Genomic DNA, 633 nt, shown 5'->3' with positions numbered 1-633 from the left:
TGAAATGCCTTTTATTATCGCCTGTTCCAAAGCCAATTTACCTTTTGTAATTGCCAATCCTATCCACATTAAACGCTTCGCTGGCGCTATTGGCCGCAGAGCTAAAACGGATAAACTGGATGCTCAATTAATCGCTCATTATAGCGAAGCCATTCAACCCCAATTGACCCAGTTAAAACCAGAAATTATGCGTTTAATGAGTGACTTAGTCGCCCGTCGACATCAAATTTTAACGATGCAAACTATGGAAAAGAATCGCTTACAACAACTCCCTAAAACGCTTCATTCCACAATCAATCCAATCATTACTTCCTTCAAAATCAGATAGAGAAGATCGAAGCACTCATCATTGCTCTCATTGAAAAACGCCTTCTTATCAGAGCAAAAATATCATTTTACAAAGTGTCCCAGGCATCGGGAAAGTGAGTGCGGCCGCCATCATTAGCAACGTTCCTGAGTTGGGTTATATCAACAATAAACAAGCGGCTTCTCTAATAGGTGTTGCTCCCATGAATAGAGAAAGTGGCCGCTATAAAGGCAAACGAATTATCCAAGGTGGGCGCGCTCAGGTGCGTACAGTCCTGTATATGGCGATGATGTCTGCAATGCAATCTAACCCTGTTTTTAAGACCA

The 633-nt window shown here is 42.0% G+C and carries 1 pseudogene; it reads left to right on the top strand.

The features are described 5' to 3' along the window. Positions 1–633: pseudogene (locus CIK04_RS30140) on the top strand (IS110 family transposase); the annotation flags it as partial.

The sequence above is a fragment of the Vibrio sp. 03_296 genome (assembly GCF_002265885.1).
This window is presented reverse-complemented; position numbering and strand designations above follow the sequence as displayed.